The organism is Paenibacillus sp. ALE3 (assembly GCF_054113405.1).
In genome coordinates this window covers 2088546-2114612 of record NZ_CM134214.1, presented here as the reverse complement: position 1 = coordinate 2114612, position 26067 = coordinate 2088546, and the positions used below count along the sequence as shown (strand labels likewise).

Annotated in this window: 27 protein-coding genes; 5 read left to right on the top strand and 22 right to left on the bottom strand. The window is 43.1% G+C overall.

Going from position 1 to position 26067, the window contains the following annotated elements:
• Positions 1-31 precede the first annotated feature (31 nt).
• From ACXHJ2_RS09535 to metH, 15 genes are all read right to left on the bottom strand, one after another.
• Entirely contained in the window at positions 32-2116 is a 2085-nt protein-coding gene (locus tag ACXHJ2_RS09535) for a hypothetical protein (protein ID WP_058829636.1), read from the bottom strand.
• Entirely contained in the window at positions 2106-3941 is a 1836-nt protein-coding gene (locus ACXHJ2_RS09530; protein WP_058829637.1) for an ATPase, T2SS/T4P/T4SS family, read from the bottom strand. The genes ACXHJ2_RS09535 and ACXHJ2_RS09530 overlap by 11 nt, the downstream gene beginning before the upstream one ends.
• Positions 3941-4798: a hypothetical protein gene (locus ACXHJ2_RS09525; RefSeq protein ID WP_058829638.1), complete on the bottom strand. Its 858-nt coding sequence runs from the start codon at positions 4796-4798 to the stop codon at positions 3941-3943. Before ACXHJ2_RS09525 ends, ACXHJ2_RS09530 begins: the two co-directional genes overlap by 1 nt.
• Complete coding sequence (locus ACXHJ2_RS09520; protein ID WP_058829639.1) at positions 4795-5508, bottom strand: hypothetical protein; 714 nt, start codon at positions 5506-5508, stop codon at positions 4795-4797. The genes ACXHJ2_RS09525 and ACXHJ2_RS09520 overlap by 4 nt, the downstream gene beginning before the upstream one ends.
• A 22-nt stretch (positions 5509-5530) precedes the next feature.
• Entirely contained in the window at positions 5531-6508 is a 978-nt protein-coding gene (locus ACXHJ2_RS09515; protein WP_025675960.1) for an SAF domain-containing protein, read from the bottom strand.
• Positions 6509-6553: 45 nt separating this feature from the next.
• Positions 6554-8047, bottom strand: a complete 1494-nt coding sequence (locus tag ACXHJ2_RS09510; protein WP_165080731.1) for a serine/threonine protein kinase — start codon at positions 8045-8047, stop codon at positions 6554-6556.
• Positions 8048-8227: 180 nt separating this feature from the next.
• Entirely contained in the window at positions 8228-9286 is a 1059-nt protein-coding gene (locus tag ACXHJ2_RS09505; RefSeq protein ID WP_090739187.1) for an SAM-dependent methyltransferase, read from the bottom strand.
• A 22-nt stretch (positions 9287-9308) separates the two neighbouring features.
• A complete protein-coding gene (locus ACXHJ2_RS09500) occupies positions 9309-10082 on the bottom strand; it encodes an ABC transporter ATP-binding protein (RefSeq protein WP_025675962.1) in 774 nt (257 codons plus the stop codon).
• Complete coding sequence (locus ACXHJ2_RS09495; RefSeq protein ID WP_058829641.1) at positions 10079-10393, bottom strand: thioredoxin family protein; 315 nt, start codon at positions 10391-10393, stop codon at positions 10079-10081. The genes ACXHJ2_RS09500 and ACXHJ2_RS09495 overlap by 4 nt, the downstream gene beginning before the upstream one ends.
• On the bottom strand, positions 10390-10728 hold the full coding sequence (locus ACXHJ2_RS09490) for a cyclic-phosphate processing receiver domain-containing protein (RefSeq protein WP_058829642.1): 339 nt from the start codon (positions 10726-10728) through the stop codon (positions 10390-10392). Before ACXHJ2_RS09490 ends, ACXHJ2_RS09495 begins: the two co-directional genes overlap by 4 nt.
• 75 nt (positions 10729-10803) lie before the next feature.
• Positions 10804-11652 carry a deoxyribonuclease IV gene (locus tag ACXHJ2_RS09485; protein WP_172800008.1) on the bottom strand — a complete coding sequence of 283 codons (849 nt, stop codon included), beginning with the start codon at positions 11650-11652 and terminating at the stop codon, positions 10804-10806.
• Positions 11642-12460, bottom strand: coding sequence for an Fpg/Nei family DNA glycosylase (locus tag ACXHJ2_RS09480; RefSeq protein WP_058829644.1), 819 nt, complete (start codon positions 12458-12460; stop codon positions 11642-11644). Before ACXHJ2_RS09480 ends, ACXHJ2_RS09485 begins: the two co-directional genes overlap by 11 nt.
• A gap of 67 nt (positions 12461-12527) precedes the next feature.
• A complete protein-coding gene (locus ACXHJ2_RS09475; RefSeq protein WP_058712056.1) occupies positions 12528-13355 on the bottom strand; it encodes a TIGR01457 family HAD-type hydrolase in 828 nt (275 codons plus the stop codon).
• 485 nt (positions 13356-13840) lie between these two features.
• Positions 13841-14773 carry a ribonuclease Z gene (gene rnz, locus ACXHJ2_RS09470; protein WP_040103578.1) on the bottom strand — a complete coding sequence of 311 codons (933 nt, stop codon included), beginning with the start codon at positions 14771-14773 and terminating at the stop codon, positions 13841-13843.
• 79 nt (positions 14774-14852) lie between these two features.
• Positions 14853-18293: a methionine synthase gene (metH, locus tag ACXHJ2_RS09465; RefSeq protein WP_040103577.1), complete on the bottom strand. Its 3441-nt coding sequence runs from the start codon at positions 18291-18293 to the stop codon at positions 14853-14855.
• A 281-nt stretch (positions 18294-18574) separates the two neighbouring features.
• Between metH and ACXHJ2_RS09460 the strand changes: the two genes are divergently transcribed.
• Complete coding sequence (locus tag ACXHJ2_RS09460) at positions 18575-19117, top strand: 1,2-dihydroxy-3-keto-5-methylthiopentene dioxygenase (protein ID WP_013371490.1); 543 nt, start codon at positions 18575-18577, stop codon at positions 19115-19117.
• A gap of 99 nt (positions 19118-19216) precedes the next feature.
• On the opposite strand, the gene ACXHJ2_RS09455 is transcribed toward ACXHJ2_RS09460, so the two are convergent.
• The 4 genes from ACXHJ2_RS09455 to ACXHJ2_RS09440 form a co-directional block, all read right to left on the bottom strand.
• Positions 19217-20011, bottom strand: coding sequence for an HAD family hydrolase (locus ACXHJ2_RS09455; protein WP_172800014.1), 795 nt, complete (start codon positions 20009-20011; stop codon positions 19217-19219).
• Between the two features lie 157 nt (positions 20012-20168).
• Positions 20169-20678, bottom strand: coding sequence for a hypothetical protein (locus ACXHJ2_RS09450; protein ID WP_013371492.1), 510 nt, complete (start codon positions 20676-20678; stop codon positions 20169-20171).
• A gap of 115 nt (positions 20679-20793) precedes the next feature.
• Positions 20794-21000, bottom strand: a complete 207-nt coding sequence (locus tag ACXHJ2_RS09445; RefSeq protein ID WP_016821948.1) for a DUF896 domain-containing protein — start codon at positions 20998-21000, stop codon at positions 20794-20796.
• Between the two features lie 108 nt (positions 21001-21108).
• A complete protein-coding gene (locus tag ACXHJ2_RS09440; protein ID WP_013371494.1) occupies positions 21109-21477 on the bottom strand; it encodes a LysM peptidoglycan-binding domain-containing protein in 369 nt (122 codons plus the stop codon).
• Between the two features lie 189 nt (positions 21478-21666).
• Between ACXHJ2_RS09440 and lexA the strand changes: the two genes are divergently transcribed.
• The 3 genes from lexA to ACXHJ2_RS09425 all read left to right on the top strand — a co-directional run bounded on the left by lexA (position 21667) and on the right by ACXHJ2_RS09425 (position 23059).
• On the top strand, positions 21667-22293 hold the full coding sequence (lexA, locus tag ACXHJ2_RS09435; RefSeq protein WP_013310545.1) for a transcriptional repressor LexA: 627 nt from the start codon (positions 21667-21669) through the stop codon (positions 22291-22293).
• Between the two features lie 419 nt (positions 22294-22712).
• Positions 22713-22877 carry a hypothetical protein gene (locus ACXHJ2_RS09430; RefSeq protein ID WP_016821950.1) on the top strand — a complete coding sequence of 55 codons (165 nt, stop codon included), beginning with the start codon at positions 22713-22715 and terminating at the stop codon, positions 22875-22877.
• Positions 22878-22918: 41 nt separating this feature from the next.
• Complete coding sequence (locus ACXHJ2_RS09425) at positions 22919-23059, top strand: hypothetical protein (RefSeq protein WP_013371496.1); 141 nt, start codon at positions 22919-22921, stop codon at positions 23057-23059.
• 95 nt (positions 23060-23154) lie between these two features.
• On the opposite strand, the gene ACXHJ2_RS09420 is transcribed toward ACXHJ2_RS09425, so the two are convergent.
• Entirely contained in the window at positions 23155-23652 is a 498-nt protein-coding gene (locus tag ACXHJ2_RS09420) for a hypothetical protein (protein WP_058829646.1), read from the bottom strand.
• Positions 23653-23894: 242 nt separating this feature from the next.
• Between ACXHJ2_RS09420 and ACXHJ2_RS09415 the strand changes: the two genes are divergently transcribed.
• The gene (locus tag ACXHJ2_RS09415; protein ID WP_165080732.1) at positions 23895-24383 is read left to right on the top strand and encodes a PLAT/LH2 domain-containing protein; all 489 of its coding nucleotides are present in this window, start codon (positions 23895-23897) and stop codon (positions 24381-24383) included.
• Positions 24384-24537: 154 nt separating this feature from the next.
• Here ACXHJ2_RS09415 and ACXHJ2_RS09410 read toward each other — a convergent pair whose 3' ends face one another.
• Both ACXHJ2_RS09410 and ACXHJ2_RS09405 read right to left on the bottom strand, forming a co-directional pair.
• Positions 24538-25014, bottom strand: coding sequence for a hypothetical protein (locus tag ACXHJ2_RS09410; protein WP_238791023.1), 477 nt, complete (start codon positions 25012-25014; stop codon positions 24538-24540).
• Between the two features lie 489 nt (positions 25015-25503).
• Positions 25504-25959, bottom strand: coding sequence for a MarR family winged helix-turn-helix transcriptional regulator (locus ACXHJ2_RS09405; protein WP_165080733.1), 456 nt, complete (start codon positions 25957-25959; stop codon positions 25504-25506).
• Between the last annotated feature and the right edge of the window lie 108 nt (positions 25960-26067).

Here is a 26067-nt window from a genome sequence, read left to right as displayed (position 1 = left end):
TGTAATATTGGTTAATCATCATTGAATTTACTTACTGAATTTTTTGTATTTGCTCATAATAGCTATCCATTTGAACAAAGCTCATACCGATCAGCGGAATCACCAAATATAAAAAGATAAGACCATACATCGGGGCAAAACCAATCATCCTCCCCCAGATTGCCTTGCTGTCTATTATTTTTTCATACTCCTGTTTTCTTTGTTCAAAATAGTAGGTCATCTGGGATTCCAAATCATCAAACGCCTCTCTAATGGTAATTTTCCCCAAAGATAAATAAAGCTTGTCCACCAGACGTTGAAATTCCGGCAAAGGTGCTTCTTCTTTCAACAAATCGAGAGCTGCCTCTGGTCCATGTTCATAATGAAGCAGACATTTTTGCAGAGGTCTTTTGAAGATAACTGAAAATCTGTTCAGCCACTCCAATATTTCCTCGACAGACATTCGTTCCATAACCCGTAAAATGGAAATAACCGTTTGAAACTGATACACCTCATGCTTCATGTCCAAATAACGCATTTTCCGTTGCAAATATAATAAAAGCATGGGCATTTGGTAGGCTACATACCCAGCAACTATACTAATCAGTACTTCCCACCATTTGATATATTCTTCATTCCAATCTTTCAGCTTTTGGAGAATTCGTTGAGTATTTCTGGATAGCTGCTCTGGAGTAGCTGTGCCATTAGCATAGTGTTCTAAAGCAGCGTACGCTCGCTCGTATGTGCTATCCGCTTTCATGTACAACGTTTGCATGATTTTGCGGTCAATCTCACTCTGCTTCAAAGCTTCCTTTTCCTCTATCGGACTTAAACGTCCAAACATTTGACCCGATTGTACTGGTGCGTGAAGGATATGCGTTTTTTCAGCTTCATGTAAAATAAATATGGTGCTGATACTAAGCACTAATCCTAAGATAAAAAGAGCAATTCTACGTATGTAGAGCCACTCAAGCTTTACCTCCGCACCACTTTCCTTTAATAGTCGGGTTATCTGGGAATAAGATGTCATATGCTGCCGGGGAATTAAAGAATCCACCATATTACGAATGATGGGCAGACGATATAACTTCTGCTCCCACACCCTCCGCCCTTTACCCGCACGATATCCTGTCTCGTCCGACTGTTGCAGTTTCTGTAACAGAAAGTAGGATAGGATGATAACAATGTAAACGGTCAATTTTGTGATATAACCCAATTTCCCCTGATAAAACTCATCCATGGATGGAAAGCTGGATCTCGCCCATCTCTCGATTGGGGTAGTAAAGAAAACGGGAGCCAGTGCGATCACGTTTAAACTTTTTAGTAGGTAGTCCAGTTTATTTCTCCGCAGTAACTCCAACTGGATTTCACGTGCAAGACTGCTTAGCCCCTTTAAATAAATGGAACCACCATCCTCAACCCGATCACCAAACTCCATTACCATATACGAAATACCAGCAAAGGCTTTTAAAAACCGATTTGGAGCTGATTCATAATATCTTTCGAGTGCCTCGTGCGGATCAGCATCTGTCAGCGCCTCATGGATGAGCCGTGCATGTCTTCCAGCCTCTGCTCCTGCTAAATCGGCCGCTTCAGATATGGATTCTTCTACCATACCGTGCTGATGATAGTGATGACGTACATTGGCGAACAATTCGATCATTTGAGAAAGTAGCCTTTTTTCCATTTGGCTAGTGGCCACATCTATAACAAGACTGTTGATTACCACTCCACATAAAACGGCCAATATAGCAAACTCTATTCCTGGTTTCATCATCAACAGCACAACGCCGCTGCAAACAAAAGTACCCCAGCTGAACAGTATCATCTTCATGGTCTGCAGACGAAGCTTATACTCATCGTATGCATGCTGACCAGCTAGTCGCTTACGTACACTTGTGATGTATCCAGATGTGATAGGGACCCTCATACACAGCGTATACAATTTATGCATTAAAGTTTGAAGTTCCCGTTGAAGTACCGCTTTTCCCTTTCGTGCTTCCTGTACAGAATGAATTCTACCTCTGCGAACTGCATAGCTCTTATGCTTATGCAACCCATACAAAACTGTATATAGAACTGCAAATCCCACACCTGATATAAGCAAAACCCACAATAAAATTTCTTTAAGACTCATAGTCTTCCTCCCAATAACGGGTCAAAAAACTGCAGAAATCTGTAGCATCCTTAGCATTCATTTGCTCACACATTTCTTCTACGCTTTTAGCTGTCAAGGGCTTCATTGGTATATAGCTTCCATTTCGATATTCCATAACATGGCGATAGCTATAGCTCGATGAAGCATTGGGACCTACATCCGTATGCTCTGGATTACGCGGTACACATTCTGTGATCCGTTCGATATAACGCCGCCCTTGCGCATCACGCTTGAGATGCACATCAAAATTAATGACATGCACTACCTGTTCTTCAGCAATGCCTTCATGCTGAAATACTCCAGTTTTGAGCAGTGAATTACGAAGCGAAAATACAAGATCGCGAAATGTTTTAGCATGGTGAGTAAAAATAGTGAACAGACTAGCAACCTGCGACATTTGAATCATCCAAGCAGCTACTTCATCACTCGCTACTTCACCTAGAATATTGACGGTTCCATCTGTTTTTTTCTGCAAGTCAAGACCTTGTTGTCCTGAAATATGATCTGTTTCTCGAAAGGTAAGAATATTACGGCGACTGTAGATGTTGCGTAGATGCAGCTCAAAGGCCATTTCCTGAACGCGAAGCGTATACGAAGCGTAAATATGCTTGACCATCGCCATTAACAATGTTGTTTTTCCTGAACCCTGCGCACCTGTAATTGCAGTAATCCGACTGCCTTTCATTAGATAAGATAATAGCTGGATTGGAAAATCAGCGTTTTGTCCCCTAATTAACTGTTCCAGCGAAGCGCTTTGAATATCAAACTTACGAACAAAGAAAGCCCATGATTCAGAGAAAGGCGGGCGCACTACTACTACCCGTGATCCATCCTTCATTTCGTTGACCTTATAACCATTCGCTTCAGAAAGCTGTCCTGGATAATTGTATTTGTAAATATTTTGACATACCCTTTTAAGCTCACGTTCCGATCCGAAGGAAAGGAATGAAAGATGGATAGTTTTACCTTTGTAGAAAATCCACACACTCTCATATCCATTTGTAGTAGGCGCAGAGGTTTGTTCAAATACAAATCCATCTGAAGACCAATGTGGTGATGAAGGAATCCCACCTTCCGGCACACCACTGACACCCCCGCTTACACCATCGATCTTCTGGTCACGAATATCATCAATGACAGAAAAGCCTTTATAATTTTGATAAATCCGCTGCACAATAATATCCACTTTCTCCATAAAGGAAAGGGGACGGTATTCACAGTCATAGATATAGCGGATATCCTCTGTTGTTACGAAATAGCTTCCATCCTCTTCACCTTGCTGTGAATACCTCATTTCGGCTAAGTCATAAGTATCCAGTAAACGTGATAGTGCATCCGCGCCAAACTTCTGCTGATATTGGTAAAAAATAATTTCGAATTGATCCTGTGTGCTAAACAACTCAGGTCTGGAGAATGGCATAATTGTATCGGCGATTTTCTCGTTCAAACCGTAACCGTTTATCAGAAGCTCACTCATCAGATTTTTAACAAAACGTTTATCTCCACTGCTGCCATTGGCACAGTCCTTTAACGCCCTTCGTAGTTCCGCCCTTTGATGGATACGCCGCCTATATTCCTCTTCATGTAATCCGGCATCTGCCATCTGGCTGTGACTTAGTTCATGAAGCGCATTTTTGATATATTCTATCAATGTTTCGAAGGTGGCTTCTTCGTTCTTTGGTTCTATCCGAAGAGCTGAATGTTGCGAGTGAAGATTCCCTCGATATTTAACAATAATCAGTACGATGCACAACAACACAATGCAGGTAACAATTAACCCGTTGATCATATGAGCGGACAGCATTAAGCGCCCCTCTCCAAAGCCTTGAGCCGAAGATCGGACTCTACCGCCTCCAGAATAGCTTTGCTAATCTGCCGTACGCTCTGCGCCCATCCTACAGACATAAAAAGCTTGCGTTGCTGCTCTTTTCCACTTCGCACCTCGCGCTGCACATGGCCAATCACATCCCTGCGGTTCCATGCGTCCATAAATTCGGTGCTATAAGGAACTGTATACAAAGTACCCTTGTAGCCATACCTCCTGCGTATGTTCGCTTCATTCGCTTGTGAATGCACATCATATTTTCCAAGGACAATTAATAAGGGTAATGACGAATATGTGGATAACGGAGACACAGATTCAAAATAAGCGTCCAACTCACGCATATTCTGAGTGAGCGAAAGAACAGCCAGTTTGGCTCGTGCACATGCTTCATGCTGTACAGCCCCCCAGCCTCCCCCACTCCCTGCATCAATCAGCGTTAAATCATAATATTGATTCGCTGTATCAATTACCACCCTTACAAGATCAGGGGAAAGTAGCGGCGGTGCAGCTCCAAAGCCGGAGGTTCCCTCAAGTACATCCAGAGTGTGTTCTAACACAGGTATTGTATAGTTACGAATATTTTCTCTAGACAGCGTCCCTCTCAGAACTAAACGTGAAACAGCCTCCCAGCCCCCTTCCTGAATCTGTAGACTCGGATCGTCCATGGCGTACTCCTGTATAGGAAATCCTGATTCAATACCGGTATGCCTACGGCCTAAATGAGTCAATAATAGTCTTCCTCTATATAAATTACCTATGGTAATTGCTATTGCTGCCGCTAAAGAGCTACTCCCACTCGCTCCCTTAATTGGACTCCAAAATAAAATGGTGCTCATGCTCTCCTCCTTTCCGCACGCTTTAGCGCACGACGACTCTCTTTTATCTCCCAACTCATCCATTCTCCAATGCAACGGCACAATTCTCTCTTATATATTCTGGATAGAGGTTTTAGCAGAAGCTGTTTTTTATGCTCATTTTCCAGCTTTAGAGCAAGCTGACCCTCATCCCATGGCAGTACATACGGCTCTTGCTGCCATAAGGCAGGAAAGTGGTTCATGTATTCCCACAAATACGCTTCCTCTACACCACAATCCACTGCATGTATAAATAGCTTGTGAAATACAAGATCTTTGGGGAATCCAGCTTGGTCAAACAAATGCTCAAGCCAATTCTGTCCGTTGTGCATTAACATGTGGCTATAATCACTGACCCAAACTCGCAGTTCTGCCGTTTTCCAAACAGAAATTGGACAAAAATCAGGCAGCTCTACATCCAAAATAACAATGTCATAAGTCTGTTCTTCATTTTGATCAGCCAGCATATCGATATGCAGATCTTCCCATGCTGTAAATCCAATTGCCACATCGAATCCACAAAACTGCGTAATGGGTAGTGGTTTATCAAGCATTCCTATGCTATACCGATACCGTCCCCGCAGTGTAGCGTCCACAAGCAGTACCTGTTGACCGGAAGCTGCCAATACGCTGCTGATGTATAATAAGGTATCGCTTTTGTCACAAAGACCGGCAAATATCCATGTTTTCATACTTCCGTTCCTTTTCTCTCATTTATTTGGCATACGGGTCAGAGCTGCCGCCCTGCGTTAGAATCTTCGTTTGTTCTTTGTGATCCTGTTCCTCACTCCCTGTATCATCAATTCCGCTTGCTGCATCTTCAATAGCTGTGCCCGCATGCTGAGCTGCAACCTCCTCACTTAGAACTCTTTCCACAGGTGTTGAAATCACATTGTTTGATGAACCAATCGCATTTTCTAGAGAATCTCGTAGCTGCTTGGACAGTTTTTGTTCAGCAACACGGACTAAATTCGGATCACTATTCATTAACGCTAACACCTGCGCATTTGGCGGATAGGTCGGGATTGCCTTGGGCTGAAATTGGGGATCTACATATGTCAGAGCATAGATGGATGCTTTATGCAGATAGGCATCTACAATAGCACTCGAAAGCGATAGTATTTCCTGCTCATTCATAGTAACCCATACGATTGGGCCTTCCAGTCGGGAAATCTTCTTTTTGGATAATAGAATGTAATCCTGACCTGTTGGAAATTGAATGCGGATATCTACTTCGTCCCCTGACTTCAGGCTGCTGGGCAGTACCACCACTTTTAACTCACGGTTGCGTAGATCCTTAGGTGTCGGTTCATTAGCAGTAATCATAGCCGATGTAAGCACAGATCCTTTTTTTAGTTCTATCTTGGCTGTAGTGCCGGAAACTTCATTTTTATTTGCCAATAAATTAGACGGGGCTTGAGAACCAGGAACCTTAATTCCCTTCAAATCATTAGATGTAATCTGCTCGCCTGGTGAAATGTCACGAACAACCGCCCAGCCTGTTTTGGCGGTCCGTTGCTCTTGTTCATACAGTTTCCATTTCTGCTCTGCCTCCACCTCTGCCTGTTTCCTGATCTCACTCATTTGATGGGTATTCAGTATAAGGTAGCTCACAAAGATCATGCCTACAATTCCCGCGCCAATACAACCTGCGGATAGTTTTTGTTTGCTGCTTTTTCTTAGCTTGGACACACAGCTTCTCCCCTACCTCTTTTTGATATATACATGTCTATTTATTTAGTGCTGCCGTTTAAGGAATCCGAAACGTTTTTTCCGGGTGTCTGTAATGACTCCACGAAAAAGCTCATCCAATACCTGATCCATTTCATCATCCTGTTCGAAGGGGTCTGAGTGGAACGGCAGCGCAAATACTTTATCGTGTTCTAGCTCCTTTCGTAACCTGCGGACAGCCTCCGAGGATGCCAATGGCAAGCAGTAATTCCATTTGTGTTGCGGATGACGCTGAAGAGATCGGGCTAAGCCCGTTATATCCTGAACTCTCCATTCGGCTCCTGAGCCAACAACTAGCGGGTAATCAGCTCTCAGAAATTCTTCCAGTCGTTCATTGTCCTGCCCATTCCCCAAGTCCAGTACGATAAATCTGTAGGAGCCGCCCAGCAAAGAAATGACATCCGCACGAGATGTTTGCCGCCAATAATGGACTCCATCGACTTCAAAACGCCGACTTGAACTCGCTTGTCCAACAGGTATGCCTTCCACGACTTCTTGCAGTCGGGCGAATGCCTTAGCTGTACTATGTAGCTCAACCAAGGCTACAGAGTGGGTCCTTCGAGCCAAGTAGTGGCTCACCGCAATTGCTGTGTGCGTAGCACCGGAGCCGGAAGACACGCCCAGCACAGCCACTACCCTTGTTCCAGCATAATCCATTGAAGCATTACTCATAGATTTTCCTGGTTGAGCAGACTGAAAATCAGCACTGCGCCTCAGTTCTCCAATGACCTCCTCAGCAGACTGAAATCGTTCCTCAGGATGATGCCGCAGCAGCTTTCGAATTATCGGAATCAAATGTCGAGGCAATTCCCCACGAATATACCCTTCAACTCCTGCAGTCCACTCGCTATATTTACCACCTGTACATAGATACAATAGTAACGCCCCCAGACTGTACAAGTCCGAACGAGCATCCGTCTGTCCTGTTCCATATTGCTCTGGGGCAGCGAAGCCTACTGTGCCCAGCTTTATCGTATCCTGATCCAGCTCGGACTTATAACTCCTCGCTATCCCAAAATCGATCAGCTTAAATTCCATTTCTGGTGTCAGCATAATATTCGCCGGCTTGAGGTCCCGATAAATGACTGGTAATTGACGGGTATGCAAATAATCAAGTACATCCAATACCTGCAGAGCGAGTGGAATGATTTGTTCCTGTGGTATATAGCCTTGGTATCCCCTCATGTATGCTTCCAGCGTAATTCCTTCGATGTAGTCCATAACCAGATATACCGCACCAGATGAAGGATACTCAAAAAAATCAACAATTCTCGGTAAACGTGGATGGCTTAGCGAAATCAACATTTCGGCTTCCGTCCGTACAATCTTCATTATTTTTGGATCGGCAATCGACTCCTTCACCGCCCAATGCTTGCCCGGCAGCTTTAAATCTTCGGCCATGAACACGCGGCTCATGCCTCCCGAACCTAACGTGCGAATTATTCGGTAACGCTCACCGACAATTGACCCGAACTCTAATCGTGATGGTTGATTCATCATTCTCTTACCTCCCTTCTAAAAGCAGACAACGCAAAAAAGGGAAAGCCACCGCAAAATGAAGTCTTCATGCTGACATGAAAACAATTTTCGCGGGATGCTTTCCCTTGATTTAACACAATTATTTTTTTAAAGGAACAATTTGGCTTTATTATATAGCACACCTGTATCTATTGTAAAGAATTATTTTCCATACTTGATCATATACAGGGTAATCTCGTCTCGGTTATGGAAAAGCTGCTTAGCTCGCTGAATCTGCATGCCGGACTCCTCAAATGAAGCAATCACATCATGAATGAGCGCCAAGGGCTTTTTATGCATTAGCTTGACTGTTACGATAGCCGTACCACCACTCCGCAAACTATATAGTAAATCAGTAACGAGCCTTGCCATCTGTTTTGGGCTCCAGCTCATATCACAAACCAGCAGATCGAACGAATTTTCTTTAAATTTGACTTCACTTGCATTTTTACGCAAAAACGTCAGATTGGCGTACTTCATCAGCGATGGCTCCATCTTGGCCGGATCAACCGCTGTAACTTTCAGTCCACGCTCCAGCAAAAAGGAAGTCCATCCACCCGGTGCTGCCCCAATATCTAGTCCCTGATGGAAAGCGCTAAAATCAATACCGAACGTTGCTTCTGCTTCCAGTAGCTTGAATTTGGCACGAGAGATCTGTCCGTCTTCCTTCTGAAAACGAACTGCACCTCCACTCCAATCCGATAGGTTGTCCTGAGGATGTGATACGCCTGCGTACCACGTATCCGTATCTGCAAAAACGGACACAATAACATCGGCACCTTGTACCACCAACTCCATAGGTAGATCACTTAATTGTTCACTCAAAGCCAGCTTGAGCGCACCTGCGCTTTCAGTCCAACTGCTATTAGTTCCTTTGCGTACTTGCAAAGAAACACGTTGATCTATCAGTTCCCTGCGGTTACGGATAAATGCAACCAGACGCTCTTGCACTTGAACCAGATCCGTTCCTTCCTCCTGAAAATGAACAGGAAACAAGTGGCGAAGAAACATTGGTGGCTGGCCTGTAATCGTCCTCACTGTTTCAATTTCTCCCGCGGGTAGTGTTGCTAAAAAAATTTCACCAGGTAGAAGCATTGTACTTTTTACAGACCCAAATAATCTTCTAAGCTCCTCTTGAGCATAGGGTGCAAAACCATGGTTGGCCGTACAAACAAATCTTGATGATGACAAAGCGCATTCACTCTGTTCATCTGTATTCATGTATAGTTCTTCCAAAATAACGTTACCCTCCAGTGCACACCCGAATCCAGGGACGTTCACCATCCCATTCCAGCTCAACTGGAACTTCATAAGTGTGCATAATCAATTCTTTCGTTAAAACTTCTTTTTTCGATCCAGCAGCTGCGACTTTGCCATCCCGAATCAACGCAACATGCGTAAAAAGAGGGACAATCTCCTCAATGTGATGAGTTACATAGACCACTGATAAGTCTCGCTTGCGAAGCCGATCAATCTCGACCAACATCTTTTCCCGTTCAAATAAATCCAATCCGGCACAAGGCTCGTCCATTATCAGTAGGCGAGGTTCAGCCATCAGCGAGCGGGCCAGCATTACCTTTTTACGTTCTCCTTGCGATAATGTGCCCAACGGGTGATGAATCAGATCGCCTAAATTCATACCCTCCAGAAGAGATACGGCTTTTTCTTTTGCCTCCGTCGGAATCTCCTGATAAAAACGCAAAAAAGCATACGCACCTGTAGCCACCACTTCCCAAACGGGATCTTTTAGGGCCAGCTTTTCCAATAATGTCTGGCTAATGTATCCGATCTGCTTGCGAACTTCTCGCACATCACATTGACCATACGTTTGCCCAAGCACTTCAACCGTACCACGACTTGGAAACATATACCCTGTCATCATTTCCAACAATGTTGTTTTACCGGAACCATTGCGACCCAGAATAGCCCAGTGTTCACCTTCTCGTATTTCTAGGCTTACATCGTCCAGGATACGTTTTTCTTCCCGCTGTAATGTAATGTTCTTCATGGATATCATTCCATCACGCTCCTTATCCTGCTCAGCAAGTGTCCTACAGATTCCATTTTGTAGATGATTTCAGGATTTTTGTTTTCACCATTATATATAAGAAGCGCGGGGACGCTGGAAATCCGATACTCCTGAACCAGTTCAGGAATATAGTTAATGTTGCTCTGCACCACTGCTCCTTCGGGGAGCAAATGCTCTGCTACCTCTAACATTCTACGGGCAGCCGCGCATGTTCCGCACATGGGAGTGTATACAAACAAAGCCAGCTTGCATCCTTCCCATATGGCATGGCGCGCCTCTTTTTGTCCGATCTCTTTCATCGCTTAGACTCGTTTAGGATCTCTTGCATACGCACCTCAGGAATCGGCCCGTTATGCACAGTGACTCCCTCCGGCTTATTCGCATAAAGCAGCTCATACATGGCTCGCCGCCCCTGCGGACTGGAGGAATGCAAGTAAATTTCACGCGGATATAACTGTTTACTTGCAATAGCAGCAGCTACATCCTTTCCCGTCGGTTGGCCTGGACCCAAATCATAATCTAACGACAGGATCGATATAGGGTATTCATGAAGCAGAAGCAGACACTCATCCGCGTCCCTTGCCAGTTTAAAACCTGGAGGACAAGGTCGATAATCATCCATAAACAAATACACCAACTTCTCCTCCTTCTTCCCAAAAAAGTAAGCTTACACCATTCTCTAAGATCACTATTATCTATTTAAAATAATTCACTCCCAGCTTTGAATCATTTGAATGTCCTCCTGATGTGTCCCATCAGGTCCCGCCTCACTCTCCAATACGACGGGAATACCTCTTACAGCTTCTTGTTCTGTTATCCAGCGCATGCCCTCAGTACCAATGAAACCTTGCCCCACGCGCGCATGTCTGTCTTTTTTAGAGCCGTACGGGTATTTGGAATCATTCAAATGAACTCCGCACAGTGCTGGCCAATAGCCGAGACGGTCCCCTTTTTCAAGCAAAGCCTCGTCCATTCCACCGTTCCACAATCCTGCTGCATACGCATGACAAGTATCCAGGCAAAATCCGATGCTGCCAGGATCTCGACACAACTGGCGAATTTGAACCATTTCCTCCAGCGTGGTTCCCATGGGACCGTGATCCCCAGCCTGATTCTCAATTAATATTTTAGCATTTCCCTGCCAGCCTTCCAGCACATCATTCAGACAGTTAATAATATTACGATAGCCCTCCAGCGGGTCTGACGAATGCATATGTCCAAAATGAACAACTATCCCATTTGATCCACAGGCTTCAGCAATATCCAGATCATTGCGTAATGAAGCAACCATCAGTTCATAAAGTTCCTGACCGCGTTCGCGACCATGAGCTGGATTCACGGGATATGGCGAATGAGCAATAGATTGAAGCTGGTGCTCTGAGCAGTAGGCTTTACAAGCAGCAGCATCTATGGAACTCCATTCCTTCAGCTTGAGACTACGAGGATTTTTCGGAAAATATTGAAATGAACGTCCTCCTTGCTCTCGTGCACGTATAGCAGCTTTGGAAAAGCCACCACGCGTACTCACGTGAGAGCCGATAAGCAATTTAGGCATCATGCTGCTGCACCGGGCAATAAAATGCTTTTTTTCCCGCCAGCTCGACTCTTACAATTTTCCCACCGCTTGGAGATTCTTCTCCTTCACGGTCATATACTCGACACTGATGATCAAAGCCACCTGTTAGCGTGTCTCCCTCCATTAGAGGCATTTCCATATAACCGCCCTCCGCAGTAGCTTCACGAAGTACGGATTGAGTAGCATGATATAGCTTTTCCACTTTTTCTGGAGACTGTACAATATTTTGTACCTTGGAACCCGGTGTAAATCCGGCGATATAAGCAATTTCGTCCGAGTAGCAGTTTCCAATCCCCGAAAAAACCTGCTGATTTACCAGTGTTGTTTTCAAAATTCCCCGTCGTCCTTTTAGACGTGCTGTAAAATTCTCCAACGTCATACGACGGTCTAACGGATCTGGTCCCAGGTCTGACAAAGCTTCATCTGTTTCTTTAGCCGTCAGCAAGTGCAGATAACCTAAGCGCAGTCCGATAAAATAAAGCTTCACTCCGCTAAAATCCAATTCGATCTGAATCGTACGGTCTGGACGTTGCTCCTCCGTTCCCAGATACAACAGTCCTCCCAACATTAGATGAAGCACAAGTCGTTTACCCGTGTTTAAATGAAAAATCAAATGCTTACCCCGACGCTCTAAATATACAACGGTTGTACCCAGCAATTGCTTCTTAAAGGTTTCCACTTCAGTATTAATGGACTTTTCGCGGCTAACCGTCACTCCAGTAATCGGAATGTCCAAAATTTGTTTTGACAATAAGATTCTGTAGTTTTCCATTTCAGGAAGTTCCGGCATATCAACATCTTTCCTTTCGTAGCTACATAGCTTTTAATTCTCGCAAATTTCTAAAACATATATTTTTTTATGACTTCAGCTCTTCTTTCATCCATTCCTGCAGTTCGTCCAAATTTTCAAACATCAGGTCAGGTTTCACTCCAACGGCACGAATATGTTCATCCATATTAGCGCGAGTCGTCACGCCCGACAGAATCAAAGCTGTCTTACAACCTGCTGCTGCACCTGCCGCAATATCTGTAAGCATATTATCGCCCACAACCAGAGCTTCATCCGCTCTAATGTTCAAGCGATTCAGTGCATAATTCATTAGCACGCTTGAAGGCTTGCCGATGACGATCGGTTTGACCTGTGAAGCAGCTTCAATGGCAGCTCCAATTGTACCTGCACCTGGTGTAAGTCCGTCATGCGAAGGCAATTGTAGATCCGGATTTGTCAAAATAAATGTGGCTCCCTCACGAATCCAACGCATGGCAGCTGCCAGCGTTTCATATGTAAATTGACGATCTATCCCCTGTACCACATAATCAGGATGGTTCTGAACAAGCTGCAAGCCAGCCCCCGTGAGTGCCTCGCGTAATCCCGTTTCACCAATACAATATACATGAGCTCCAGGGCTTTGCTGTGCAACATATTGTGCAGCTGCTAACGCTGAAGTATATACTTCATGACTAGCTGCTTCAATTCCCATACCAATCAAATGCTCAGCCACCGATTCGGGTGTACGTGAAGCATTGTTTGTGACATATGCATAAGGTATCTGCTCTGAGCGTAATCGGGAAATGAACAGATCCGCACCCTTGATCATCCGATTACCATGATAAAGGGTTCCATCCAGATCAATTAGTAACGATTTTATCGTAATCCCCTCCCCCACTTCAATTTCATACATCATAACCTTGAAAATAATAATTCACCCCATGAATGGTGTTATCCTTTTTATTTAACCACCTGAATGACTCAGGTCATTAAATAATCGGTCATTTCCACTCATCTCATCTATCTTAAGTCAAAAATGCTCATGAAGTCCATGAATTGCTGGTAAACCATCCAAAATAGCGTCAACCCTCGCTAAAAGCCGTCGCTTCCCCATAGCATAAGATCATTTCTTCGTCGAATTCCATCGAAGATGCTACGTCTTCAAAGAAAATTTCCTGTATTTCCTGGGCATACTCAAGCAACTAAATCCTTTAAATTCGATATATAGAAACTCAAATATGACATACCTCCATATGTGGTAGAACAATTTCATTCATCCTCATACTGATACGTCTCACCTCTTGTCGCATCCTGCGCTTTCCCGGAAAATAATTTCTAGTGAAAAAGAAAAGCACCGGAGCAAGCCCCGGCACCTAAGCACATACCTTTCTCTCCAATCGTTTATTGACCGATATCAGGTACCGGTAACAACACATGCTGCTCCGCAAGCAATGAATTGGGGAATAGGCTTCGCGCTTCCTCCAGCAAAGGCTGAAGCTGCTCTTGATCTTTATACCTAGAACTAAAATGCGTCATAATTAACTGCCCCGCGCCTGCGGCTTTGGCAGCTTCCGCTGCCTGAAGCGCCGTACTATGATGATACTCGTACGCCGTATCCGCCAGATCATGCAGAAATGTGGCTTCATGAACGACGACAGTTGCATCTCGTGCCAGCACTACTGTATTCGGACAGGGTCTCGTGTCACCTAAAATAGTGACGATCCGCCCTTTTTTAGGTGAACCCAATACATCCTGAGGATTCAGAATAACTCCACCCTCTACTTCCACACTTTCTCCACGCTTTAATTTACCGTACACTGGGCCAGGCTTGATCCCGTATCGCTCCAACAGTTCTTGGTTGAGCTTACCGGGCTTATCCATCTCTACAATTCGGTAGCCATAACTGTCGATCCGATGATCCAGCAAAGCGGATTCCACCCGAAATTGACCATCATCGAACAGGACCCCGCCCGTATGCTCCACAATATGTAGTTGGTAATTGATACGAGATTGGCTGATCCCTAAAGATAGCTCAATATATTGTTGAAGCCCAGGCGGTCCATATACAGTCAGAGGTGCCGTACCCCCCTGATATGCCCTACTCGACAAAAGGCCCGGCAGACCAAAAAGATGATCCCCATGCAAATGAGTGATAAATATTTTTTCAAGTCTGCTCAGCTTGAGCGGCGAACGCAATACTTCCTGTTGAGTGCCTTCACCGCAGTCAAACAACCACATGCTTCTTCGTTCCTCCAGTAAACGAAGAGCAATGGATGTTACATTTCGCTGAATTGTAGGTACCCCTGCATTTGTACCGAGAAAATATAATTCCATGACATTTACCTTCTTCCTGCTGACCAGCAAAAAACCTCCGAAGCTCGGAGGGTATTTGCTATCCCATCTGATAAAGGTGTTAAACCTTTTCGACGTTAAAATACTGCGCCTGAGGGTGGCTGAACACCATGGCTGATACTGAAGCCTCCGGTTCCATCATAAACCCTTCTGTTAGCTCAACGCCAATGTCCTCAGGTTTTAACAATTGGAACAACGGTCCCTGATCCTCCAGATCCGGACATGCCGGATAACCAAAGGATACCCGTATACCTTGATATCTAGCGCCGTGCCGCTGTTTCATCGTCATATCGGCTGGGTCCGGGAAGCCCCAGCTATCCCTGATAATATGGTGAAGCCGTTCTGCTAGCCCTTCTGCCACTTCGAGCGCTACTGCTTGAAGTGCGTGTGAGCGCAGATAATCTCCTTTTTCTTTCCACTGGGTAGATAGCTTTTGTATACCATGACCAGCGGTAACAACCATGAAACCTACATAGTCCATAACCCCTGATTCCACAGATTTCAAAAAATCAGCCAGACATAGATAAGGCTCTACCTGCTGACGTGGAAACGTAAATGTGTGCAGTACCTTGCTTACATCCGACGGATCATAGATTAGAATTTGGTTTCCTTGGGACTGAGCCGGGAAGAACCGATACATAGCACTCGCCTGAATAATTCCGTCTGTAACAGCTTCAAACATAATGCTGTCCACGGTTTCCTTCAACTGAATCGCTTTCGAGTCCCTCGAAGCTAGCAGTTGCTCTACATTCCCTTTTAAGCCAAGATGATGTCCCATCAGCATCTGCATATTCACATAAGGCAGAATATAGTTCAGTGGATAGTTACGCAGTACATGGCGATCCGTATCCGGTGGGATATAGACGGGCAAATCCTGAGCAATGTTAGAGCGTACAGCCCGAGTTAGCTTAGGGAGCGGCTTGGCCTCCACTACCGTTGCCGCTTCTGCCTCCTGCTCAGCCTTCATGTCCTCGGCCATTTTTTTACGGGACTCAGGGTCCATAAGCTTATTGGCAATATCCAGGCCATCCATAGCATCTTTCGCGTAGGCTACCAGTCCATCATACTCAGGACGAATACGATTTTTAGTAAACTTACGCGTTAAGGCAGCTCCACCAACCATAATTGGAATATCAATGTTCGCATTTTTCAAATCCTGCGCGGTTAGCACCATTTGTTGTGCCGATTTAACAAGCAGACCGGACAGGCCGATCATGTCAGCCTTTTCTTCACGATAAGCCTCAATGATGCGTTCTGGTGGTACTTTTATACCCAGATTTACAATATGGTAACCATTGTTGGATAGAATAATCTCCACCAGATTTTTACCTATATCATGCACATCACCTTTGACCGTAGCCAACAAAATCTTACCTTTTACCGAGGATTCATTCTTCTCCATGAACGGCTCTAAATAAGCCACGGATGCTTTCATTACTTCAGCGCTTTGCAGAACCTCTGCAACAATCAGCTCGTTGTTGTTAAACAGACGTCCTACTTCTTCCATCCCTTTCATTAGCGGTCCGTTAATAATCTCCAGAGAAGAATATTTGGCGAGAGCTTGCTCCAGATCCGGGATCAGTCCCTCCTTACTTCCCTCCACTACATAGGAAGCCAGCCGTTCTTCGAGCGAAAGGTTTGATATCTTCTCTTTTTTCTCCACTTTCTTGTTACGAAAAGCTGCTACAAATGCAGATAAAGTATCGTCATTTGTATTATAGATCAGATCTTCCGCCAATTTCCGTTCATGCTCGGGGATAGATGCATAGCGTTCAAGCTTCTCTGTATTTACAATTGCATAATCCAGTCCCGCTTTGGTGCATTCATACAAATAGACAGAATTGAGCACTTCACGACCCGCTTCCGGTAAACCAAAGGATACGTTACTGATGCCCAATATGGTATGAACCCCAGGAAGGGCTTCTTTAATGATACGTATGCCCTCAATCGTTTCCTTAGCCGAACCGATATATTGTTCATCCCCTGTTCCTACTGGGAATACGAGCGTATCAAAAATGATATCCTCCGCTGCCAGACCGTAACGGTTCACCAACAGATCATAAGAACGTTTAGCTACCTCAAGCTTATCCTCACGCGCAATTGCCTGTCCACGTTCATCAATCGTTCCGACAACAACAGCAGCGCCGTATTTATGAATAATAGGAGCCATTTTCTCAAATTTTTCTTCACCATCCTCCAAATTAATGGAGTTAATAATTGCCTTACCTTGCGAATATTGAAGTGCTTTATCGATAACTTTAATATCCGTGGTATCAATCACCAATGGTACTTTCACCTTGTTTACAACCAGTTTCAAGAACGCTTCCATATCAATCATTTCATCCCGGTCCGGATCTTGCACACAAATATCAATGACATGTGCTCCGCTTTTTACCTGAGCGCGGGCAATTTCAGACGCCTCTTCATATTTGCCTTCTACGATCAAACGCTTGAATTTCCGGGAACCCAGAACATTTGTTCGCTCACCAACCATATACGGACGATTATCCTGTTCAATATATACTGGTTCAATGCCTGATACGGCAGGAGGATGATGACCTACGAGCTGGCGAGGCTCAAACTGCGCCATACTTTCACTCATTACTCTTATATGCTCTGGTGTAGTACCGCAACAGCCTCCTGCAATATTCAACCAGCCTTTTTCAGCGAAAGCAGCCATTTTACGAGCTAATGAATCCGGCGATTCATGGTATTGACCATTTTCATCGGGCAAGCCCGCATTTGGATAACAACTAATAGCTGCAGAGGACATTTCAGACAAAGAACGAATATGATCACGCATAAACTCTGGACCTGTAGCACAATTCAGTCCAATCGAGATTGGGTTTAAATGTTCGAGTGATATGCAGAAGGATTCGATATTTTGTCCGGCCAACGTTGTTCCCATCGGTTCAATCGTGCCAGAAATCATTAACGGAAGCTCAATCCCTGTCTGCTCAAAAGCCTGACGAATTCCAATGCTGCCTGCCTTAACGTTAAGCGTATCCTGTGAGGTCTCCAACAGAAGAACATCCACCCCGCCTTCAATAAGCGCCAAAGCCTGCTCCTGATAGCTTTCAATCAGCTCTACAAATGTAACACCGCCTGTGACAGACAAGGTTTTCGTGGTTGGACCCATAGCTCCTACAACAAAACGAGGCTTGTCCGCAGTGCTGTATTTATCCACCGCGTTACGTGCCAGTTTGGCCGCCACCAGATTAATTTCACGGGCACGTTCTGGTATATCGTAATCCGCCAAAACGACGGATGTTGCTCCAAATGTATTCGTTTCAATCAGGTCTGCCCCGGCCTCCAAGTATGCTTCATGAATCCCTTGAATGACATCCGGTCTCGTTAAGACCAACATCTCGTTGCAGCCTTCCAACTCTTCTCCACCAAAATCAGCGGGAGAAAGGTCTTCCTGCTGAATCATAGTACCCATAGCCCCATCAAGAAGGAGTATTCTTCGTTGTAACGCATCCTGCAAGCTAACTTTATCCAAAATTTCTTCACCCCCGCAAAACGTTAAATCCTAGTTTAGCAGAAACCGTATCATTTAGATAGATTGAAGTAAAAACATACGTTTTATGCAGGCTATTCTTCTTCATAAACGACTTAGCTGATCTATTTTTGTAGTATGCATCGTTATAGACGAACGTCTTTAAACTGTATCGTTTAGCTATAGTCGTTCCCATATAAATGTTTCAGCCTGTATTGTGCAACTGGATAAGACATGGTATTCTTTATACAACATTAATCCAAGTGGAAAAGAGGGATTTATATATGGCAGAAATTTTTATACGCAATACGAATGAGCGAATTAGTGGTGAAGAACAAGTACGTGAATTTTTGGAGAGCCACCAAGTATTGTATGAACACTGGGATGCTTCCAAGCTGCCAAGGGAGCTGCAAGAAAACTTTACTCTGACAGATGATCAAAAAGCCGCTGTTCTTAAAACATTTGAACCTGAAATCAAGGATTTAGCCGCACGTCGCGGATATAAAATATGGGACGTTATCACCTTATCTGAAGCAACGCCGAAACTGGACGAGCTGCTGGCCAAGTTCGAGCAAATTCACACCCATACCGAGGATGAGATCCGTGCCATTGTTGCTGGTAAAGGCATTTTCATCATTAAAGGCTCTGAAGAGATCGGCTATTTTAATGTAGAGCTTTCACCAGGTGACGTTATTTCCGTACCTGAAAATACACCTCACTTCTTCACTTTAATGGAAAATCAAAAGATCGTCGCAGTCCGCTTGTTCATCGAAGAAAATGGCTGGATTGCCGAACCGTTCGAAGATCCAACATTCACTACAGCATAATTAAGATCTATGGTGTCAATAAGGAAAACTCCCTCCGCTCTGTAGCATATCGAGCGAAGGGAGTTTTCTTGATACTTGTTTTAGAAAACTGTAGATTTCTCACTTTAAAGATTGAATAATTCCATGCAACTCAGACAAATGCTTGATTTGGAACTTCGGCTTGATTTCTGTAGTATTGGTTTTAGCGTTCCGATTCACCCACACCGAATGTACACCAGCTGCCAAAGCCCCTTGAATATCAGTCGTCAGCTTATCTCCTACCATTAAAGCTTGTCCAGGTTCAATTCCTAGAAGGCCCAAAGCATGCTGGAATATAGAAGGATCAGGCTTGCCCCGACCAAAAGAACCTGAAATAACAACATGATCAAAAAAAGGAGCCAATTGAGGAACTCCATCCAGCTTCTCCTGTTGTAGATCAGGGGAACCATTTGTCAGCAATAACAGCTTGTATTGCCCCTTCAATTGTTCCAGAATCTCAAACGTTTCTTCATATACATGTGCACGTGCACGTCTTTCCGAAGCAAATTGGGCAGCTAGCTTTTCCGCCAACTCCTCATTATCTATCCCCAGTTGCTGAAGCCCTCTGCGCCATGATTCCTTACGATAAGCAGGAGCCAACTGTTCCAATTGGCGGAATTCAGGTTGCTCACCTGCTGTAAAATTCGCCCACAGTCCTTCAAACGGATTAATGCCAATCATTTGAGTAAAACTAAAGGTTTCATAGGACTCATACAAAGCGCGCGCTTCCTTGCGTACGGCTTCTTCCAGCGTTTTCGGATCAGCGCCTGTTTCTCGGGAGCCTGTTTGACACGCTGCATCAAATGCCTCTTCTACACTACGTTCATCCCACAGAAGGGTATCATCAAGATCAAACATTATCGCCTGAATCGTCATATGAATTATCCACTCTCTTTCCACTGTATATGTAAGATTGTCTGTTTGGTCACGAATCAGATCGTTATGTGTGCCCATATTAAGCAAGTGGCCGCACCATGTTATATGAAAAAATAACATCATACGGCCTTACTTACAGAGCTACAGGCTAAATCGGTTATTTCTTATCTACCTGTATCTGATTGGATAGTGCAAACTTTTCAAGACGCTCTGCGATGGCATCCGTATCGTAGCGTCCCAGTGATTTTGTAAAAATAAAATTACCGCCCTTCCCTTTTCTTTCAACGGTAACGTAACCCTTTTCAATTTTGATGGCTTTCATGTCCCCTGCCGTCATCGGCCGTTCTCTGCCACCTTTTAACATATAGAGGGTATCTTTTCCCACTTTTAAATAAGGACGGCGAATGAAGAAGATTACAGCCAGCATCAAGTACAAGCCAAATACCAGCCAGTCCATTCCCCGCATGCCGGTCTTAGTCAAAAAGTAACTCATAAGCATGTACAATACAGCAAGACCAGCCAGCATGATTGGCACAGTAATATTACGGCCACGGAAAATGTCCATTGCTGAACCTGCGCCGTTAATGGTTTGAATGCCTTGTTTCTTGCGCGTTTTATTTAAATGCGCTGTGTTTTTACGTACTTTTCTTTCAAATGATCGGGCCATCTCTCAATTCCCTTCCCAATAAATATTACATTAAAGCAACTGCCTTAAAGCTGATCTATATAGATACCAGGAAAGATACCTAAAACAAAGGCAAATGATGCAGGCTTTAGCGACATTAATGCTTCAGCCCGCCATTTCCCTTCGACGTATCATCGTCCACAAATTCAATGGTTTCAAGCTGCTGCCGAAAATTACGGCGAATGTTGCCTAAATAAATTTCCCGAAGGTTGGCGCGCTCTGTGGTTTCCTCTTCTGTCAATCCTTCGGCTTTTGCTTTGCGCGCTAATTCATTAATGCGCTGTACCAAGCTGTCTATATCCAAATTGTGTCCCCTCCATAAAAGCAAAGATATAATACACTTTGACATGTAGAAAAGAGCTTGTCAAGGCTCCCGCATTGCGCTCCTTGACAAGCTCTATAGTCTTATAGATCAGAAGTGTGGAAGCTTAAGCACCTGACCTGCCTGCACTCCCCGATCCTCCAAAGCGTTAATACGCATAATTCCTTCAATATATACCCGTGTATCCATTCGTTCCGGTTTATGATTCACGGCAATCTTCCATAACGTATCTCCAGGTTGTACGGTCAGCTTAATCACCTCTTTATTAGAAACTGAAGGTGCTGCGAAAACCGTAAGTACACCTGCCCCTGCAACCCAAACGATAATTACTAGAATAAGAAGCTTGAGTAAAAGAGTATTGGTAATAACCTGTAACAAACGCACCTTACCCTCTTTTCGGGTCTCCTGTAAATTCTCTAAGTTCATCGGGAAAATACTTTGATAAGTGCTATATTTCATAATTGGCCGCGTCCTCCAAACGTTTGTTCTTATGTTTTTCACAATATAACACGAACGTTTGTTTTGTTCAATAGAAAACAGAACAAAAGTTCGTAAATATTTTTAGGGATTATTTAGAACTTATGTTTGTACGAACGGAGGTTCTATGCTATAATTTTCCCAAACGTTACTAAATGGGGTTGATACGGTATGTCTAAGATTTCGAGCCGCCAGCAGGCCATTCTTGAATTTATCCGCAATGAAGTGCGTCTAAAGGGATACCCCCCTTCTGTACGCGAAATAGGCGAGGCAGTCGGATTGGCCTCCAGTTCTACGGTTCACGGTCATTTGGATCGTTTGGAGAAAAAAGGACTCATTCGCCGCGATCCTACGAAACCACGGGCTATTGAATTACTTGGTCAAGACGAATCGGATAACAGCAACTTGATTAATTACTCCATTAGTCGTGTTCCCGTCGTCGGCAAAGTAACCGCTGGTCTTCCTATTACGGCGACAGAAAATATTGAAGATTACTTTCCTCTTCCCCAACACTTTGTTGGTGAGGATAAAATATTCATGTTATCTGTTGTAGGCGAAAGCATGATTGAAGCTGGTATTGCTAACGGAGACTATGTAATCGTACGTCAGCAGCAGACCGCTGATAACGGAGACATTGTAGTAGCTATGACAGATGAAGACGAGGCTACAGTTAAAACCTTTTACAAAGAAAAAGATCATATCCGGCTTCAACCTGAAAATCCAGCCTTTGAACCGCTTCGCCTGACACACGTCAGCATATTGGGCAAGGTTGTTGGACTCTTCCGGGACTTCCACTGATTTATCGTGCTTTCTTCCCCGTTATACTACCACGAATATAAAACCGGCCGCCTAGGCGAGCCGGTTTTATATTATTATTATGTTTACTATGTGTGTTTCACAACTATTCTTTCCTTTTCAGCAACCTATATTGTCTCTACTATTATATCCCCCCATTATCCGAAATAGTTCCCCTCTGATCTTGAACTATTTACTTTTATTAGCTAAACAAATGGAAATTTGACTCATGTGAACCTACTGTAGCCTTCCCCTATAACGTAAAGTTGGGAAGGCGAACGCAGGCTAGTATGAGCTTTTTTTGTTAAACATTTAGGAACATAGGTACTAGCTTCTTTTTGTCTTTAGTAGATTTATGCTGATACATTACTAGCACAATTGACATATGTATATAGCAGACCTAAAGCAAAGGAGTTATGCAGATGATCAGAAATAGAGTTAAAACGTATAAGCATCGCATCGGGAAAAACAGATATCTGGTCGTTAAAGTCTTTCAAGCCGCAGCTGCTAAAACAGGAAGCGGAAATGCACTCGCAACTAACGCATTAAATATCAAAATTTCCAAGCGTAAGCATAAACATCATTAAGATTTAACCGTACCTTCATTTCTTTGAAGGGAGGTGATATTATGAGCAGAAGACACAGCAACCGTGAATTGAGAAGAAGAAGATTAAACATCCGTTCCAACCAAAGAGCCACTGCGCGTGCAAGAGGTAACGCACTGGCTGTCAATCTGTTTAGCGTGAATGATGGACAACGCAGACGTTAATAATTATTTTCAAGCAAAAAGCAGGAAGAATTCTTCCTGCTTTTTTTTGTGTTAAATCAAACACCAAACTACCAATCCCGCCAGTTATAGCTTCTTCAAACTTGTATCAGCTTTGGTCCTGCTTGCCCGCTTTTCTTTATAAATTTTATAAACAAGGCTCGAACAGCTGGACCCATAACCAATAATTGTAATGGATAGGCCACAACAAAGTTCTTTATAAAAATTTCTAAATATGCTTCAAATAATGAATGATCGCTAATAGCATGGCTAAGAATTGAAGTTAATAAACCGTAGAAAGACATAGAACAGGCCATTCCGAACACCATACATGTTGAAATCGTGATAACTAAAAATATTTTTTTGGATTTATCAAAAGGTAGACTCAAAGCAACTTTTTTGGCTATAGGACCCACGATATATAGATCTAATACGAGCGCTATAATAAATCCAATTAGAAATTCAACAGCAATGGTAATCAAGCTAATTTTTCCAATCAATCCGTTAATCAAAAGATTATAGAAGGTCATAATAATGACCATTCCAAAACACATAATAACCCCAAAGTAAAAGCTTTCCTTTTTAGTTGTTGGCATTAAATTCAACCTTTCATTTTTGATGTGATTATTTTAGCTGCAACAAAATTTTCATGTAAGTGAACTTTTTATGAACATATCATTCTGAAATTAATTAAAAATAAGAATATCCGACATATACAGATAAAATCCAACAAACAAAGACAAGTAAAGCAATATTCTTCACAACCAACGAACTATGTACAAACCCATTACACATGTATAACATTAAATACAAATACTAGAAAGGTGGTAACATTTTAATGAACAAAGTATCTTTGCTAGCATCAGCACTTCTTATCTCATCTGCAGCTTTCGCAGCACCTTCTTTTGCAGATCAGGTCACAACTGACACTTATAGCTCATTACAAGACTCTAATAGAAGTATAGAGTCAGTTACACCTTTTGCTAATGTTGAATATGTTGTTACTGTAAATACAGCCAAACTTAAAGATGCTGGAACTGATTCTAATATCTCTATTACTTTGTATGGTTCAAATGGAGATTATGCTACCGCTACACTCAATGGAAGTTTTGAACAAGAAGATTCGGATACAACAAGAATTAGCACCAGCAACCTTGGTGACATCAGAAAAATTACGATCAGAACTGATGGATCTGGACATAAACCAGGTTTGAAAATCGCTAATATAAAAATTACTGGAAACGGGAAAACTTTTTCATTTGCAGGCCCTAACCGTTGGCTTGGCGATGGCGGTTCTCCAGATTTCGAAACACTTTTCCCTTCTTAAGAACATCACTTTCAACAATTACAATTTCTCTAAAAGACTCTGTAAATTTTTGATGGAGTCTTTTTTTATTTTGAAAAATCCCCACTACCTTAGCTGGTCGGGTGGGGATTTCGCTTATTTAGAATATTCACTTACACTACACATTAGGAATTTTCTAATATTTGATTATAGCTGATCCTGCTTTAGCCCACTCTTTGGATTCTAATTGAATCCATCCATATACTGGTGAGTCAGAGTTGATTTTTTGTTTTATCAGTGATAGGTTTTCATAGTTGCTGGAACTGTAAAGCGACCCTGTTTTTGGCGCAACTTTTACTGTCAGTATATTTTTTATATTTGGTTCTTCATCAGTACTAGTCCAGACTAATCGATTATAATAATTAGCGTTAAACGGGTTTTCTAAACCACTAATCGAAAATTTCACTCTTTTCCCGACAATAGCTACATCTGTATATGCTGTGTCATCTTTAAAAATTACTAATTGAGATGAAACCAATTCTTGATTAAAAGAGTTTGTATAGGTGTCATGGGTAACACTTACTACATCTGCCGAAGCTGATAGCGGGGACAAAACTGAAAATAAGAGAGCAATTGTGGAGAAAGTAGTTTTCCTTCCTAATTTCATACTCATTATTTTCATCCTTTCCTTCCTATTTATCTTCATCCATAAACATACGGCTTATTGATTGTCAAAGTAAGGGGAGCTTTGTCTGACATAAAAAATACACATTCGGGTAGATTCCATTGTCCACTTCTACTCTATATTCATACTGCTTACAAAAGAATAAGACCCGATAATCTTAATTGGCTTCGTTGTAATCTTCCCAACTCTCTTCCGCAGACTGTCCAAGCCGCTCATGATAATATTTTCTTCTTGTTATCTGAAGTTAAAATAAGCGTCCCACTGGCTCGTATCTTAAATTGGTTCTGTGCAATACCATTAAGTTAACTGGTAAAACAGTTTAATGAAACAGACAATATATTTGGCTTTTTTTGCTACATACATTTTTACAGTCATATTGAGCTAACGTTCTCCATTAGCTCAATACATTCTTTGGAAAGTGACGATATTGTTTGCAAGTATTTACATTCGGGACACTTCTTAAGGTTGCGTTCCGTGTCAATTGAGTCCATTAAATTGCCTGAGCATTTGGATGAAATCATGAAGCTCTGTATCTTTCCAGTCCAAAATTCGTTCATAAAAAACGGACTCCTTTTCCTTTAGCGCATCAATTAATTGTTGTTGTCCATGCTCGGTAAGAGATAATACAATTCCCCGTCCATCACTTTGGGAGGCCTCTCTGTGCAAATACCCCAAAGACTGGAGCTGTTTGACAAGACGACTTACTGAACTTCGATCCATCGCAGTTGATTCTGCTAAAGTGGCGGCATTAGTTGGTCCATAAGAATACAGCCAACGAACAATGTGGAAGGCCGCAGGTTGTAAGGAGGAGTCAAATTTCGCAGCAGCTCTGACATTCAAGGCGTGTGAAGCACTGATAAGTGCGTTAAGCTGCTCGCCCAACTCAATCTCCAATTTTTCCCTTGGTCCATTTTTGACTTCATTATATTTCATCCTCAATCACCTTTCTCTCGATCAAAAACCCATAATAAATCGAATTTGATTGACATATATCAACCAAATTATTATAGTGGACATATGTAAATCAAAGGCGTTAAATCG

Coding starts and splice junctions, on each gene's coding strand:
- ACXHJ2_RS09535 (WP_058829636.1), bottom strand. CDS start 2,116: ATGAGTCTTAAAGAAATTTTATTGTGGGTTTTGCTTATATCAGGTGTG.
- ACXHJ2_RS09530 (WP_058829637.1), bottom strand. CDS start 3,941: ATGCTGTCCGCTCATATGATCAACGGGTTAATTGTTACCTGCATTGTG.
- ACXHJ2_RS09525 (WP_058829638.1), bottom strand. CDS start 4,798: ATGAGCACCATTTTATTTTGGAGTCCAATTAAGGGAGCGAGTGGGAGT.
- ACXHJ2_RS09520 (WP_058829639.1), bottom strand. CDS start 5,508: ATGAAAACATGGATATTTGCCGGTCTTTGTGACAAAAGCGATACCTTA.
- ACXHJ2_RS09510 (WP_165080731.1), bottom strand. CDS start 8,047: ATGATGAATCAACCATCACGATTAGAGTTCGGGTCAATTGTCGGTGAG.
- ACXHJ2_RS09505 (WP_090739187.1), bottom strand. CDS start 9,286: ATGAATACAGATGAACAGAGTGAATGCGCTTTGTCATCATCAAGATTT.
- ACXHJ2_RS09500 (WP_025675962.1), bottom strand. CDS start 10,082: ATGATATCCATGAAGAACATTACATTACAGCGGGAAGAAAAACGTATC.
- ACXHJ2_RS09495 (WP_058829641.1), bottom strand. CDS start 10,393: ATGAAAGAGATCGGACAAAAAGAGGCGCGCCATGCCATATGGGAAGGA.
- ACXHJ2_RS09485 (WP_172800008.1), bottom strand. CDS start 11,652: ATGATGCCTAAATTGCTTATCGGCTCTCACGTGAGTACGCGTGGTGGC.
- ACXHJ2_RS09480 (WP_058829644.1), bottom strand. CDS start 12,460: ATGCCGGAACTTCCTGAAATGGAAAACTACAGAATCTTATTGTCAAAA.
- ACXHJ2_RS09475 (WP_058712056.1), bottom strand. CDS start 13,355: ATGATGTATGAAATTGAAGTGGGGGAGGGGATTACGATAAAATCGTTA.
- rnz (WP_040103578.1), bottom strand. CDS start 14,773: ATGGAATTATATTTTCTCGGTACAAATGCAGGGGTACCTACAATTCAG.
- ACXHJ2_RS09460 (WP_013371490.1), top strand. CDS start 18,575: ATGGCAGAAATTTTTATACGCAATACGAATGAGCGAATTAGTGGTGAA.
- ACXHJ2_RS09455 (WP_172800014.1), bottom strand. CDS start 20,011: ATGACGATTCAGGCGATAATGTTTGATCTTGATGATACCCTTCTGTGG.
- ACXHJ2_RS09450 (WP_013371492.1), bottom strand. CDS start 20,678: ATGGCCCGATCATTTGAAAGAAAAGTACGTAAAAACACAGCGCATTTA.
- ACXHJ2_RS09440 (WP_013371494.1), bottom strand. CDS start 21,477: ATGAAATATAGCACTTATCAAAGTATTTTCCCGATGAACTTAGAGAAT.
- lexA (WP_013310545.1), top strand. CDS start 21,667: ATGTCTAAGATTTCGAGCCGCCAGCAGGCCATTCTTGAATTTATCCGC.
- ACXHJ2_RS09430 (WP_016821950.1), top strand. CDS start 22,713: ATGATCAGAAATAGAGTTAAAACGTATAAGCATCGCATCGGGAAAAAC.
- ACXHJ2_RS09425 (WP_013371496.1), top strand. CDS start 22,919: ATGAGCAGAAGACACAGCAACCGTGAATTGAGAAGAAGAAGATTAAAC.
- ACXHJ2_RS09420 (WP_058829646.1), bottom strand. CDS start 23,652: ATGCCAACAACTAAAAAGGAAAGCTTTTACTTTGGGGTTATTATGTGT.
- ACXHJ2_RS09415 (WP_165080732.1), top strand. CDS start 23,895: ATGAACAAAGTATCTTTGCTAGCATCAGCACTTCTTATCTCATCTGCA.
- ACXHJ2_RS09410 (WP_238791023.1), bottom strand. CDS start 25,014: ATGAGTATGAAATTAGGAAGGAAAACTACTTTCTCCACAATTGCTCTC.
- ACXHJ2_RS09405 (WP_165080733.1), bottom strand. CDS start 25,959: ATGAAATATAATGAAGTCAAAAATGGACCAAGGGAAAAATTGGAGATT.